Here is a 13,687-nt window from a genome sequence, read left to right as displayed (position 1 = left end):
GAGTTCGGTTTATTTCCATCGACCTACTTAGCGTTTTTCATCATTCATCACTCTCTTGAGTGGTTTCGGGTTTTTTGGGTAGGGGGGCTTCTGGTGGAGCAGGTACTTTTTTGATGTTTTCTATGGGTTCGCCAACAGACTCAGGCGGGGGTTCGTTGACCGATTCAGAAGGCTCAGCCGATTGGGGAACCTTTGGAGCGGTTGTTGGCGGTTCTGGTGGTTGAGATTGAGCTGGAGATGCTGGGGATGAGTCAGGTGAAGGTTGAGATGCTGGGGTTGACGATTTTTTATCCGAGGAGGCTGGCTCCACAGGTGTGAGTGAGGGGGCTTCAGAAGTGGGTGAGGGAGATGGTTGAACTGAATCCCTCGATTTTTTCGGGAATCTCCCAAAAGTGCGCCGAGTGGGTTTTTGTTCCTGCTCTGAAGAAGGTGCATTGTTGTCTTGGCTGGGTTCAGTCGTTTCCTGGAGCGTATCCTCACTAGGATTGAGTTCGGTATCAGGATTCAATGGTTCCTCTGGGGATGAGGGTTCAGCCCCGGGTGGGGTTGAGAGGTTTTGAGACTGATACCAAATTGTTCCCAATCCTACTAAACCTGTGGCAATTACAGCCCCCATTCCTAATAAAACGGGAGAAACACCTAAGCGTCGATGCCAAGGTGTATATTGGGTCTGCTGGGACTCTCGCTGACGGGAACTTATCTGTGGGGGTATTAAAGCAACAGTGGCTCCGTTGCTTGTCGATACAGGATTGGAGATGAATTCCTGGCTGGGTTCAAAGGACACATCCGGTAACAGGGATAGCCATTCTGCTACCGATGAGGGTCGATGACGCGCCTCAATTGCCATCCCGCGCATGACCCCTTGATTAACGGCTGCACTGAGTTGGGGTTGGAAGTCACGGGGAGCAGGCATGGGTTGGCGCTCCCGGATAACGGCTGGTGTGGGAATTTGGGCAGTTAACAGGGTATAGAGAGTGGCGGCTAAACCGTAAACATCAGAGGCTGGAGTGCGTTTTTCTTTGATTAAATACTGCTCTAAGGGGGCATAGCCCTCAGACAGCATATTAGTGTGGGTTTGAGTGGTATTGAAGTTAAATTCCCGCGCAATGCCAAAGTCGATAAGTACAACTTGGTGCGTGCCTTCTCGCCGGATGATATTGGCAGGTTTAATATCTCGGTGGAGTAAACCTTTTTGATGGACTACCGTTAAGGCGTCACCAATTTGGTGGATGTAATGAATGGCGGTGGCTTCGCTGAGGGGTTTTCCAGAAAGTAACATCTCTTGCAATGTCTGACCCTCTACATAGTCCATTACCATGTAGGGCCACCCTCCTTCCACGAAGAAGTCGCTGACCCGGACAATATTGGGATGGATACACAAGGCTAGTCGTCGTGCTTCATCCTGGAATAGACGCTGAAACCGAGGAAAGTCTGGGTTGAGATGCATGGACTCGTCTAGGGTTTTAATCACCACCACCTGACCTAAATAGTGATGGGTGGCTTTATAGGTGACACCAAAGCCCCCTCGTCCTAGTTCTTGCTCTAGAGTATATTTGCCACCCTGTAGGGTTTTACCAGCTAACGAGTTCATACACTGACCTTAGGGTTAGAAAAAAATTGTCAGTTCAAAATTCACTTTAACTCAGAATATCTAGATTTAGGGATAAGGTGTCAGGGAATGAGGACTGGGGATGAGTGTGAACTTGAAGTAAGGGAGAGAGGGGAGAGAGGGAAGATCACGCAGATGTTAATGTAGCGGGACGTTAGCGTAGCCTGACGAAGTATAGTCTGGCAGATCACGGAGCGCCGAGTTAACGCTAAACTTCTGCACCTTGGCAACCTTCCCCAGCTTTCTTATCTTCGTTATGGAACTAGCGCTTCGGATCAAGCCATGGTCGGTAGGAAGTTGTAACATATCCTCCCTGACAAAGCGATACAAGTGAAGCAACAGAGTTTACGACAGTGGTTTCGATGGCTGACTCGGTGGATTCGCCGCATCTTTCAGACACCAGAAACATCTCAACCGACGTTACTGATTCTTGAGCGCACCTATTCGGCTGATGAATCCATCGTCCTCTTATCCGTAGAACGAGACGCGCCAGGAGCCGTAGCCACCTGGTATCTACTGAATCAACACAATCCCCGTCACAATCTGTTGATTACCCTTGACAACCTGGCGGCGATTCGATTGGCTCTGAATACGAAATCATTCCCTGATAGGGACAGGTCAATCCTGGAGCTATCGTTAGCTCAGGAAGACCAGATCTTTCGGACTCATCGTTTTAGTGTGCAGTGGATTATTAAGTTGAAGAGTTCTCGCAAGGTTTTTCACTTGATTGGAACCTGGGATCTTGACCTACAAGGCGATACCTGGGACCCTAATACCAGTGCATTTACCATTGGTCGTTTGGTGGTGCGAGAGGCGTTAAACTTACCGCCGCTTCCGGGAGTGTCGTGGCGTTTCCGGATGACTGAGTTTCCCTGGATTGAGAGTTTACAGAGTTATAGCAAGATGGTATTGGGGAACAACCATAATTGTTATACCAAGAAGCTGAATCTGAAAGAACTTAAGGAACTTAGAGATGAAATTGAACGGGGGCGAGTTTATCGAAAAGGTCATCAATCATAAATTATGAATCATGATTCAGTTGGGAATTTATGCATCAAGTTTAAATAAATAGCACTTGATTTACTGTAGAGATTCTGTTACATCATCTGGGGTATAACTTCAGATTAACGGAATCTCAATGATAAATTCTGTTCCTTGTCCTAGCACAGAAAGACAACTGAGTTTGCCTTTATGTTTTTCGACGATAATTTGATGACTAATCGATAATCCTAATCCTGTACCACTGCCCACTGGCTTCGTCGTAAAAAATGGGTCAAATATCTTCTGTTGGATGTCTTGACTCATACCAATACCATTGTCGGCAATTTTGATGATAATGCTTTCTCCGTTTTGAGAGTTGATTTTTAAATATTGATTTGTGTTGGTACAGTTAAGTGTAGTTTGTTTTGAGTTTTGAGCGTTTGATTTAGAACTGACTTGGGTACGAATCGTAATTACCCGTGGTTCAGGTTGGTTTTCTAGGGCGTCAATTGCGTTACTGAGCAAATTCATAAAGACTTGATTGAGCTGACTCGCGTAACAAGTAACTTGGGGTAGTTGACCGTAGTCTTTAATCACCTGAATAGCATCCAAATCGTCTTTTGATTTTAGTCGATGCTGTAAAATTAATAAACTGTTATCAATTCCTTCATGAATATCGACTGATTTTAAGTCTTCTTCATTCAGTCTTGAGAAGTTCCTGAGAGATAAAACAAATTCTTTAATCCGTTGTGCGCCTACTTGCATTGAATCCATTAATTTAAGCCAATCATCAACTAGAAAATTTAAGTCAATTTCATCGATTAACTGCTGAATGTATGGTTTGGGTTCAGGGTAAGTTTTCTGATAAATTTGCACCAGATCTAATAAATCTTGAAAATAGCGGCGGGCATGGGTTAGATTCCCTGATATAAAGCTGACGGGATTATTGATTTCGTGGGCAATTCCAGCTACCATTCGCCCCAAACTTGACATTTTTTCGGCTTGAATGAGTTGAACTAGAGCTTTCTCCTATTTTCCCCATCCAACTTATCCCTGGTGAATCTCTATGAATATCCATGGTAAACATCTATGAATATAGTGAAGTTTTTGAAGATTTAGAAAGAGAATGAGGAATCTGTGATGAACACCGATTTAGCAGAGTTGGTGAATAAACTGCAAGCTACCCTGAGCAAGATGGAAGTAGCACTAGGGGCGATCGCAGATGCTGTTGTCTTTTTAGATGTGAACAGCCAGGTGCAATGGTGCAACAGAGCCTTTGTGCAATTAGTCAAGCGATCGCACTCTACTATCATCGGCTCTCAGTTTAGGGAACTGCTGCCGTTAGCGCAAGCCGGAGTGCTGATTGAGCCGGATACCTACCCCGATGTGCAGATGCGAAAGGGTGGGTATGAGGTGGCGGAATACGAATTTATCCAAGGCGATCGCACATTAATCTTACAAATCTCTGGAAGCTGTACGGGAGTCGCCGAGGACAAGGTAGCTGTACTGACAATTCGTGATATTAGCGATCGCAAACAGACTCAAATCGCCCTGGCTGACAGGGAGTTCAAATTTCGCAGCATCGTTGAAAACACTAATGACATCCTGGTTATCCTTACCCCAGAAGGAGTCATTCGCTATATCTCCCCCAACATCATCAATCTAACTGGGTACACAGCGACTGAAGTCGAGAGTCAATCCTTTGAACCCTTTGTCCATCCTGATGATGTCCACCAACTTTGGCAAGCCTTCAACCAAGTCGCCAGCACAGGTGAAAAACTATCCGGTATTGAACACCGAGTTAGAGATAAAGATGGGAGTTGGAGATGGCATTGTTGTAACATCTCAGCCTTTGAAGATACTCCTGGCAATTGGCTGATCGCGATCGTGGGATGGGATATCACAGCACGCAAACAAACAGAAGATGCTCTCAAAACCTCCCAAGCTAGACTTAATAAGATTCTCAGCCATACGGCTGCTTCTATTATTTACTACCGTGTCTATAGTAATCGAGAATGGCACTTAGACTATTACTCTCCCGGTAGCGCCTTAATTTTCGGGTATTCTACCGAAGAAATGATCGCCGACAATCAGCTAGTTGCTTCCCATATTCATCCCGAAGATTGGGCGGTAATGTATCAAGACTGTTTTGATAAAATCTTTGCCGAACAAACCTTTGAGCATAACTATCGCTATTTACATCCCGATGGCAATTGGCGCTGGATTTCTGCTATCTTTACCTCGGTATGGGATCAAAGCATTAATGGCTGGCTAGTTACTAGCATTTGTACCGATATTACTGACAAAAAAAATACGGAAATTGCTCTAGCTGAAAGTGAATCAAAATTTCGTACTATTGTCGAAAATGTCAATGATATTATTCTCATTACCGACTTAGAAGGAGTTATCCGTTATATTTCTCCTAACTTAGAGACTATAATGGGTTACACTCCATCGGAATTGGAGGGTCAATCCTTTGAACCCATCGTCCATCCCGATGACTTGCCCAAGACTTGGGACGCTTTCAATCAACTAGCAACCACAGGGGAGAGATTCTCAGGACTTGAAAATCGAGCCAGACACAAGGATGGTAGCTGGAAATGGTTCTCTTCTAACCTATCAGTCATACGGGATACCAATGGCAATTTACTCTTCGTGAGTGTCGCGCGGGATATCACCGAACGAAAACAAGCAGAAGAAGCTTTGAAAGCATCGGAAGCTAGACTGAATGCTATTCTAAGTAGTACTGTTGCTTCGATTCAGCATGTCCACGTTTATGCTAATCGAGACTGGAATTTACAATACTGCTCTCCTGGAAGTGAATTAGTTTATGGCTATACCGCAGAAGAAATATTAGCAGACAGCCATCTGATAGTTTCAAGAATTCATCCTGAAGACTGGGAAACTGTTGTTCCAAAAATATTTGATAGTATCTTTTCTGAACGCCCTAGTGAACATGAATATCGCTATTTGCACCCCAATGGAAACTGGTATTGGATTTGTTATAATATCACCTCAGTGCAGGATGAAGCTGCAGATTGTTGGAGGGTAACAATTATTGCTACAGATATTACTGACAAGAAACGTACTGAACTTGCCCTAGCTGAAAGTGAGTTAAAATTCCGCAGTATCGTTGAAAACGCCAGTGATATTCTTTGTATCATCAATTTAGAAGGAATTATCCACTATGTTTCCCCCAATGTGGTGAGTTTGAATCTTTTCGAGATATCAACGGTGAAGCCCTAATTATTGGCATAGTTAGGGACATAACAGAACGCAAAGAAGCAGAAGAAGCATTGAAAGCCTCTGAAGCTAGACTAAATACCATTCTTAGTAGTGCTTTAGCAGCTATCTTTCAGATTCGAGTTGATGTCAATAGCGTCTGGGAATTTGAATATGTTTCTGAGGGAAGTATTCACCTTTGGGGCTTCTCCCCAGATGAGTTAATCGCTGACAAAACACCTTTCCTAGAACGGGTTGTTGCTAAAGATTTGGAAGCTGTCCATGAAGCAACCTTTGAAGCTATTTTTGCCGAGGGAACTTTTGGTGGACAGTATCGGTATAATCACCCGGATGGAAGCTTGCGCTGGATTTCATTTCAATTTTCTTCGACACGGGATGCAGCCACAAATAGTTGGGTTGTTACTAACGTTGCTATCGATATTACTGACAAGAAACAAGCCGAAGCCGTCCTGGAACATCGAGCTAGGGTAGAACGTTTACTGAGCAATATTTCTCGTCAATTTATCGACCAAGATGTAGATACGGCGATTAACTTTACCCTGGAAGCGATCGCTCATTTCATCGGCTGCGATCGCAGCTATATTTTTGAACTGTCCGACGACATGAACCAATATTACCTGATTCGAGAATGGTATGCTGCTGATATTCCTCCTAGATCTGACGATGGCAGGGTAGAAACCTAACCCTGTTCCCTTGGGCTTATAACCAAATGCTCAATCATCAAGCGATCGCTATTTCCTCCCCAACAGAATTTTCGCCTGAAGCCGCAGCAGAACGGGAAATTTTTCAGCGACAATCGATTCAGTCTATGTTAGTTGTACCCATGACTCACTCGGATAAAGTAGTGGGTTCTTTGGGTGTGGAAGTTGTGCGCGGCTCAAAAACCTGGACTCAGGATGATATTAACCTGCTTAAACTAGTCGGAGAACTCATTGCGATTGGTTGGGCAAGACATAAAGCAGAAGAAGCACTTTTAGCCCAGGATAGCCAAAGTAAAGACACCCAAACCTCAACGAGTGGGGGAGATGAGGCAATACTAACGGCTGATGACTTGGCGGTAATGCCTGCGGCGTGGGTGGCTGAACTTCATCAAGCGGCAATTGAAGTCGATTCTGACCGAATTGTTCAATTGATTGAGCAAATTCCGGACTGTCATGTTGCTCTAATTGAAGGACTTACTCACTGGGTACATAATTTTTGTTTTGATGAAATTATTGAACTCATTGAATCTATTAATTAGAGGTTGCTAGCCTTTATTACCCCCTTTTTCCACGGCGATTGAAATCGCTGCTACACTGGCCCTTTCGTCCGCCTGCGCGGACTGGGTTATAACGGGGGTAGCGTTCCCCGGATTTGGTATCAGGTGAGGAATGTAGAGGCTTAGCACACTACCTCTAGGATCTCAAAGCAGGGACTAATCCGGGAAGGCGAATCCGGTTCTGGGATCGCGGATAAACAACCCAAGCACTAAAGAGTCCATCACCGTGTCCCAGACGGGGTTCAGGCGCTCTGCATCGTCTACCCAGTAGTCAAATGTAATTAAGCATTGAACTCCAGAACCTAAGCCAATACAGATGCGGGAATAGGCGTCGCGGTTTTCGTGAGGGTCAATAAATTTGAATTGAGTCCAGACAATGCGGGCGGTTTGGCGCTTCAGTTCAATAATTTCGCCCTTCTCAGTTATATTGCGCTCATCATCTCGAACGACTCGCTTTAATAAAGAAACCAGGGGAAATTCAGCCCAGTCGCCTGGGGGGAGTAGATTATAGGACGCTTCTAAGCGACAATCATCGTTGGGTGGCTTGTTGTCCAGAAACCGAAACGACTTGGTATCCGGTTCAAAATGCCAATCTTCGGGAACGTCAAAGCGCAATGCTCCTCGCCCTGCTACGAAGATCCGATGTCCTGGCTTAGATGTCCAGTTGTGGTCTTCTTTTAGCTCTAGGGTTTCTTTGATCCATTGGAGATTGTGTTTTTTGCGCTTAGCCATAGCCGCTCGCCTAGATGAAAACCAGATTTAACCTAATTATGACAAATGGTAACACTATCTCCGGCTTCTAGAGATGGTGTGCTACGTTTCTATCCCATTTCCCTCCCTGGATGGAGGTGAGGCAAAACTGATACGGTTAAGCACTAGCCGAAAGACTCCGAAATCCTTATTCTGGATTAGTGGCGGTGAGTGCGAATGATCAGTGCTGAGGACAAGTAACTAATGGGACGAATCTTTATTTCTGCCGGACACGGAGGAATTGAACAAGGGGGGCGCGATTTAGGCGCGATCGCAGGCGGTACAACGGAAGCTCAACAGATGATTCTGCTGCGGGATCAGATTGTCCCAGAGTTGCGATCGCGTGGCTTTGAGGTTCTCTCTGTCCCGGATGACTTGAGTTCAGCCGAATCAATCCAATGGATGAATGCTCGTTATCGTCCTGGCGATGTGGCGCTGGAAATTCATGCTGGTTCTTCCCCCAATCCCAGTGTCCGAGGGGCTACGGCTTACTACATCGCCAATAACACCGAACGCAAAAATCATGCTGAACTGATCCTACTCGCACTACTGCGACGCCTTCCCCAATTGCCGAACCGAGGGGCGAAGCCGGATACGGCGACAGGGATGGGTTTTCTGTCCTTTACCCGCGATACTTTTCTCCCCTCACTGTTAATGGAGGTTGGCTATCTCACCAATCCAGAGGATCGCTTTATTATTCAAAATCGCCGCCGCGAGATGGCGTTAGGGATTGCTGACGGACTAGCGGCGTGGAGTCGGGCGGTTTCGGGAACGGAACCGGGAAATGGAACGGATGTTACCTATCCCCCCATTAATATCACTATTAATAATCAAACTTATGGAGAGCAAGGCATTATTGTTAATAACAATGCCTATATTCCCATTGACTTAGCCGACCGCTTGGGTGTCGATTTAACCACCATTCCAGGTATTCGCCGTCTCCAATATCGGGGAGTGGTTTACGTTAAAGCGATTGAATTGCGAGACTATAATATTGCAGTCGGTTGGGATGCGGCGACACGCACGGTAATTCTGCGCTCAATTTTACAAATTTGTCCGGGTCAAATTGACAGAATTATGGCACATGGGAATACGTCAGAGGTGCAGTTAATGATGTTCCTCAAAGCCAATAATGAAGACGCCCTCGCTCAGTTTCCGGACTTACCCAAGCTTTACCGAGAAGAAGCCGCCATTGAAGGGGTTAATTATGATATTGCTTTTGCTCAAGCCATGGTGGAAACGAACTTCCTCCGTTTTGGTGGTGATTTGAAACCTAGTCAAAATAACTTTGGCGGCTTAGGATCAGTCGGTGGTGATCCGGAGGGGGCGACATTCCCCAGCGCCAGATTAGGAGTTCGCGCCCATATTCAACAATTAAAAGCCTACGCTAGTTTAGAACCTTTGGTACAAGAAGTAGTCAGTCCCCGGTTTCGCTTTGTCACTCGTGGGATTGCGCCGCTTGTCCAGCAGCTGAGCGGACGTTGGTCAGCTGATTTGCAGTATGGCGATCGGATTATGGCTGTTCTCAGACGTCTCTACGAATCAGCCGGTTTTTTCTAAGACTAAAAGCTTAAGAGTTTTAGACGGAAGCTCTTAGCCCGGAGTTCAAACTCCTCATCGGGTGTCGGGGATTACTGCCAAAAAGTGGATGCACCCAATACATTATGACCAATCTAAAACTTTAGTCACCTCCTTAGTTAACGTCATTGGATCAAAGGGTTTAGCAATAACTCCAGCAATACCTAACTGATTAAATTGAGTTATTTCGTTGTTAAATACTTTTGCCGTGAGTAAAATTACAGGGATTTTTTTAGTGCTGGGAGACTTTTGCAACTCTTTAAATAGGGTCAACCCATCCATATCCGGCATCATCACGTCCAAGAGAATCGCATCAGGTTGTTCAGTTTGGGCTAAGTTTAGTCCCTTCTTGCCAGATTCAGCCGTGATCACTTGCCAATTGCCAATCGTTTCGAGGCAAGCTTGGATGACTAAGCAAAGGTTAGGTTCATCATCAATGACCAGGATACATTTGGTAGACATAAATCAAAATAGTTGTGAGGTTGGATTGTGTAGGAACGGATTTAATGATTATTCTTTTTTTTGCTCTAATCTTATTAAACCCGCCCCTACAATTGACCCGTCACAACCTTCGAGGGTATGCTTATGAATGATCACTTATTACTTGTTTCCTCCTGATTAACTCTCTCGATTTGACGAGCAAAATGGGTTTCTTGATACTGCAACGACTGGGCTAAGACTAGACCATTTTGAAAAGCGTCTAAGGCTTGATCATAGTTATTTTGGGCGAGATAAATCTGACCCATTTGATCATAAGCCTGCATCAATCCATAGTAATTGTAGGACTGTTGTTCCACAATAATCAAGGTTTCGTAAACCTTGAGGGCATAGTCGGGTTGGTCGTAAGATAAATAGAGTTGGGCTAATTTTTCGAGTGCATCACTGGCATAAGCAAACTGTTGCGATGACCAAGCGAGTGCATAAGCTTCCTGGTAGCTTCGAGAGGCTTGTTCGGGTTGATTCAGGGCTTCGTAATCAGCACCAATGGCAACTTTCAGGGCGGGGATTTGAGTATAGTTTTCTTGGTTGAGGTAACTGTCTACTAACCGTTCCTTGATCCGCAGGGCGTTTTCGGGTTTCTGGGATTGCTTATAAATGTTGATCAGTTCTTGTAGATAGTTAACCTCCGCCACGCGATCGCGTCTTGCTTGGGCTATTGCTAATAATTCCTCATAAATGGCAGCGGCTTGGGGATAGTCAAACCAAGCCAAGTGAAGTTGGGCGATTGTTTCTAAGATTTCGGCTTGAGTTTGCAGATCACCTTGTTGACGAGCATCGGCTAAAATTTGCTCATAGATAGCTAGGGCTTGTCTGGGAACTCGTACTTGTTGATAGGCTTGACCTAATGCGCCTAAAAGTTCTGGCTCTAAGTCTCCTTCTTCCTCAGCATTTTGCTGAATGGTTTCTAAGCGTTTGGTAATCAACTGTACTTGGGATTTCCCATTCCTACTCCAGGCAATTTCGCCCACACGCCCTAGGGTTTTGACTTCTTCTAATCGTCCCCCAAGGACTCGCCGTAAACGAATTTCTCGATACCAGATATCAAACGCATCTTCTAGATTTCCCGCCCTCAATTCGGCGGCGGCTTGATTATTCAGTTGATCGAGGGCTTCACCCAGTCGGCGGCGTTCTAAGGGGCTTAAGGGGCGCTCTACGGGGGGATTGGGAAGCAGAGGATCAGCGGTGGTATCTAGTTCTAGAGGATTGGGTGGATTCGTTTCGGCGGGTTGGGCTAATGTTCCACCACTTAACCCTACCCAGAGCGCTGCTATGCAAAAGAGTAGTTGAACTTTTCTCATTAATTTAATCTGTATAAGATGCAACACGGTTTTAAGTTAAACCGCCTTGGGTTTCAACCCAAGCACCCAAAAGCTCAAGTCAGAAGAGAGCTAACTGGATATGGATTTCAGTCCCCAAAGCCTGGACTTGAGCTTTGATCCTAGGGCTTACTACATTAAAGGCTTTTAACCCGTGAAAACAGGTTTTAGCTTTAAGAGGAGAACTTTAGTTCAGGGCTTAAGTCTCGATTTCTGATTCAATATCATCAATCTTTCACGGCTAGATACCTCGTCCATAGTCAAGCTATGGGTGGGGTAGTTGACTTTATCTGCCAATGTAATGACCATTGACGCTTAAAATCAATTTAGAGTTTCAGACGGCTGTGTACTTAATTTGCCCATCTAAACGGGCAAGATGGCTAAAGCAAGCCCCTACCCTAAGACTTTTGACATTTCTTATGATTGAGCATATAACACAAAATTTCCTAAAAATCAAGCTCCTTCGCCCCTTATTATCTCGACTCTTAGTCGTTGCGATCGCGTTGTTGACCCTGTTGACGACTAGCTGTAGTCCCTCTACCGCTAGAACCGCCGAACAGCGGACGTTTCTGGATTTATCCTTGGACTTTTTGGCTATGTACCAACTTGCCAAACCGATGATGTTTGAGGATACTCCCGTCGGCGGCTTATCCGCCCTCACCTATGATCGAAATCGCGATCGTTTTTTGGCACTGTCTGATGATCGGTCAAATCTCGCGCCCGCCCGATTTTACACCCTAGCGCTGAATATTAACCGCGACTCGGCAGGAGAGATTGGCATTGAATCCGTCACCGTGGAGGATGTAACCATCCTTAAAGACGAAAACGGCAAATCCTATCTCCCAGGAACCATTGACCCCGAAGGAATCGCCCTGTCGGGTAAAGGGGGCGTATTTATTTCAACTGAAGGGGTTCCCAGTCGGGGAATTGAACCCGTTATTCAAGAGTTTGACCGCCAAACGGGACAACCGTTACAACGCTTGCGAATTCCTGATCGTTTTCTCCCAAATAATAATACGGAAGAGGAAAAACTTCCCCGTGGCGTACAAGAAAACTTAGGTTTTGAAGCCTTAACCTTAGAGCCGGTTACGTTAGCGGTAGCCAGTGGCGATCCCTTTCGCCTATTTACAGCCACTGAATCCGCCTTAATTCAAGATAGTTTACCCCCAGATTCAGATGACGTTCCCCGAATTCGGCTACTGCATTATTTAATTAGCGACATTGCCCCACCCCTGCTGGTAGCGGAACATTTGTATCCACTGGCTCCCGCCCCGAAAGGGACGATTGATTATGGGTTATCGGAATTAGTGGCATTAGATACAGAAGGTCACTTTCTCAGTTTAGAACGGAGTTATGGGTTGTTGGGACTCAGCGCCCAAATTTATCAACTAACGCTGGGTGGGGCGACGGATACCTCTAATATTGCCAGTCTCAAGGGGGATATTTCTCGCCTTGATCCGGTGAAGAAAAAATTGCTGCTGGATTTGAGTACTTTGGGAATTTATGTAGATAATCTGGAAGGGATGACCTTGGGTTCACGGTTGCCAGATGGGAGTCGGAGTTTGGTATTGGTTAGTGATGATAACTTTAATGACGCCCAGGTAACGCAGTTTCTTTTGTTTCGGTTAAATAAAGGATAAAGAATCATAACCACCTCGACGACTCTTGAGAGTTAAATGTAAGCCCGGTGAACTTTGACTCGCTAAAGACAACAGTTCACACCCGCTATTCTCTTCCCTCTCTCTTGACTTTTTGCTCCCGGAGCAATATCATAAGAGATTAAGTAGAGTAAGTCAGCTTAATCCAGTCCTTCACTAAGAAACCTGTTTGAGTAAAGCAGTGAAAGCTGGAGCGGGGGAACCAAATTTTGGGGCATATCTGTGACTCGAAACCCGAGTCGAGAGGGACAACTCTCAGTCCTAGCCCGTCAGCTAACTCCGTAGGCATTGGGAGGAGACTGAAGAATCAGCATTTTTAGGAATGTCTCGATCTCATCAGTTTCAGGCGCTGGTACTGCTCAGTTTTTTGTACCTGCTTTTTGAAGTTGAGGCTTTGTCCATGTCGTTTCAGTTCAGCTTTGCGGAAATTTGTTGCTGGTGGATGACGAATGACCATCCTCACAGTTAACTTTAATTGTCCCCACCTACTTAATGTAATAAAAGCAACCACATTAGCCCTTTCGTAGAGACTTTTATTAGAAGTCTCTATTAACTGCTATAAATAGACCTAGGTTGTAGTAGCGTGGCACACCTAATTTAATGGATTAGAATTACGTCCGGAAACTGTAGGGGCGCAAGCTTTGTCATCTCCCGTGCAAAAAAAGTGAAACATCCTTTGTCCTCCCCCCTCGCAGGGGGGAATGAGGGGGGTAGGGGGAAACGTTCCCTCCCGGTTCTGGGGTAGCGTCAAGGTATTGCATTCTGTCTGAGCTTAAGTTGACACCAATGAAGG

General features: G+C 45.4%; 11 protein-coding genes, 1 pseudogene and 1 riboswitch. Of the genes and pseudogenes, 7 read left to right on the top strand and 5 right to left on the bottom strand.

The genetic code is table 11. The features are described from left to right. Window positions 1-40: 40 nt before the first annotated feature. A complete protein-coding gene (locus tag RID09_RS01030) occupies window positions 41-1,591 on the bottom strand; it encodes a serine/threonine protein kinase (RefSeq protein ID WP_446334096.1) in 1,551 nt (516 codons plus the stop codon). A gap of 348 nt (window positions 1,592-1,939) precedes the next feature. Here RID09_RS01030 and RID09_RS01025 point away from each other — a divergent pair, with 348 nt between their 5' ends. Next, entirely contained in the window at window positions 1,940-2,629 is a 690-nt protein-coding gene (locus tag RID09_RS01025) for a hypothetical protein (protein ID WP_446334095.1), read from the top strand. A 99-nt stretch (window positions 2,630-2,728) separates the two neighbouring features. On the opposite strand, the pseudogene RID09_RS01020 reads toward RID09_RS01025, so the two are convergent. Continuing rightward, window positions 2,729-3,607: pseudogene (locus tag RID09_RS01020) on the bottom strand (sensor histidine kinase); the annotation flags it as partial. Between the two features lie 123 nt (window positions 3,608-3,730). On the opposite strand from RID09_RS01020, the gene RID09_RS01015 reads away from it, so the two are divergent. The 3 genes from RID09_RS01015 to RID09_RS01005 are packed head-to-tail and all read left to right on the top strand — an operon-like array spanning window position 3,731 to window position 7,073. Continuing rightward, the gene (locus RID09_RS01015) at window positions 3,731-5,836 is read left to right on the top strand and encodes a PAS domain-containing protein (protein ID WP_446334094.1); all 2,106 of its coding nucleotides are present in this window, start codon (window positions 3,731-3,733) and stop codon (window positions 5,834-5,836) included. Window positions 5,837-5,886: 50 nt separating this feature from the next. Then, window positions 5,887-6,516: a PAS domain-containing protein gene (locus tag RID09_RS01010; protein WP_446334093.1), complete on the top strand. Its 630-nt coding sequence runs from the start codon at window positions 5,887-5,889 to the stop codon at window positions 6,514-6,516. 26 nt (window positions 6,517-6,542) lie between these two features. After that, window positions 6,543-7,073: a GAF domain-containing protein gene (locus RID09_RS01005; RefSeq protein ID WP_446334092.1), complete on the top strand. Its 531-nt coding sequence runs from the start codon at window positions 6,543-6,545 to the stop codon at window positions 7,071-7,073. A gap of 174 nt (window positions 7,074-7,247) precedes the next feature. Here RID09_RS01005 and RID09_RS01000 read toward each other — a convergent pair whose 3' ends face one another. Continuing rightward, the gene (locus RID09_RS01000; protein WP_446334091.1) at window positions 7,248-7,823 is read right to left on the bottom strand and encodes a hypothetical protein; all 576 of its coding nucleotides are present in this window, start codon (window positions 7,821-7,823) and stop codon (window positions 7,248-7,250) included. Between the two features lie 222 nt (window positions 7,824-8,045). Here RID09_RS01000 and tftA point away from each other — a divergent pair, with 222 nt between their 5' ends. Then, window positions 8,046-9,401: a hormogonium tapered terminus morphoprotein TftA gene (gene tftA, locus RID09_RS00995; RefSeq protein WP_446334090.1), complete on the top strand. Its 1,356-nt coding sequence runs from the start codon at window positions 8,046-8,048 to the stop codon at window positions 9,399-9,401. Between the two features lie 102 nt (window positions 9,402-9,503). Here the strand turns inward: tftA and RID09_RS00990 are convergent, their stop codons facing one another. Both RID09_RS00990 and RID09_RS00985 read right to left on the bottom strand, forming a co-directional pair. Beyond that, window positions 9,504-9,881, bottom strand: a complete 378-nt coding sequence (locus RID09_RS00990; RefSeq protein WP_446334089.1) for a response regulator — start codon at window positions 9,879-9,881, stop codon at window positions 9,504-9,506. Between the two features lie 131 nt (window positions 9,882-10,012). Then, window positions 10,013-11,218 (bottom strand): tetratricopeptide repeat protein, encoded by a 1,206-nt coding sequence (locus tag RID09_RS00985; protein ID WP_446334088.1) that lies wholly within the window; start codon window positions 11,216-11,218, stop codon window positions 10,013-10,015. A gap of 326 nt (window positions 11,219-11,544) precedes the next feature. Between RID09_RS00985 and RID09_RS00980 the strand changes: the two genes are divergently transcribed. Together RID09_RS00980 and RID09_RS00975 are read left to right on the top strand one after the other, a co-directional pair. Next, window positions 11,545-12,876, top strand: a complete 1,332-nt coding sequence (locus tag RID09_RS00980) for an esterase-like activity of phytase family protein (protein ID WP_446334087.1) — start codon at window positions 11,545-11,547, stop codon at window positions 12,874-12,876. Between the two features lie 194 nt (window positions 12,877-13,070). Further along, a riboswitch (cyclic di-AMP (ydaO/yuaA leader) is annotated at window positions 13,071-13,197 on the top strand. 19 nt (window positions 13,198-13,216) lie between these two features. Next, entirely contained in the window at window positions 13,217-13,363 is a 147-nt protein-coding gene (locus RID09_RS00975; RefSeq protein ID WP_446334086.1) for a hypothetical protein, read from the top strand. Window positions 13,364-13,687 lie beyond the last annotated feature (324 nt).

The organism is Coleofasciculus sp. G1-WW12-02, assembly GCF_040219735.1.
Taxonomy (GTDB): Bacteria; Cyanobacteriota; Cyanobacteriia; order Cyanobacteriales; family Coleofasciculaceae; genus Coleofasciculus.
Note: the sequence above shows the minus strand (reverse complement) of the source record. Positions and strands in the feature narration are given on the sequence as shown.